Origin of the sequence: Pseudoalteromonas sp. C8 (assembly GCF_011378685.1) — a bacterium.
Taxonomy (GTDB): Bacteria; Pseudomonadota; Gammaproteobacteria; order Enterobacterales; family Alteromonadaceae; genus Pseudoalteromonas; species Pseudoalteromonas arctica.
This window is the reverse complement of the sequence record NZ_WTKT01000059.1, coordinates 1-665: the sequence shown is the minus strand read 5'-3', so window position 1 is coordinate 665 and position 665 is coordinate 1. Positions and strand designations below refer to the sequence as shown.

At 49.0% G+C, this 665-nt stretch carries 1 protein-coding gene; it reads left to right on the top strand.

Annotation, left to right across the window (positions count from 1 at the left end):
* Positions 1-665, top strand: a 665-nt coding sequence (locus GQR39_RS20025; RefSeq protein WP_206007914.1) for an Ig-like domain-containing protein, incomplete at both ends; no start/stop codon positions are given.

Here is a 665-nt window from a genome sequence, read left to right as displayed (position 1 = left end):
AGCCGATGGCAGCTGGTCAGCAGATGTACCGAACGCACTGACTGATGGTCCACTCACTATCGAAGCAAGCGTAAGCGACAGTGCAGGCAACACCACCACGTTAAGTGAGGGCGCAACATTGGATACCAATGCACCGAGTATTAATATCGATGCATTAATGGATACAAATGATACAACGCCGAATGTGAGCGGTACCAGCAGTGCAGCAAATGGCACTATTATCACCGTCAGTTTCACGGACAGTAATGACATAACAAACACGGTACAAACAACTGTTACAGACGGTATCTGGAGTGTTGAAGCTCCTGTTGACTTAGCTGAAGGCAGTTATGAAGTTGAAGCGAGTGTTACAGATGGAAGCGGCAATACAAGTACAGCAACAGAAAATGGCGTAGTGGATACGACCATTCCTAATATTGCCGTAAATGATGTAACCGTGACTGATGACACAACACCTACGATCACCGGCACAGCGAATGCGCCACAAGGCAGCACCGTGAGCGTTGAAATCACCGACAGTAATAATATTACTCATACCGTAACGACCACATTAGGGGTTAATGGCACATGGAGCGTAGCAGCCACGCAAGTACTGGCTGAAGGCACCTTTACAGTGAGCGCCAGTGTGAGCGATGCCGCAGGCAACGAAGCCACTGCCACAGGCA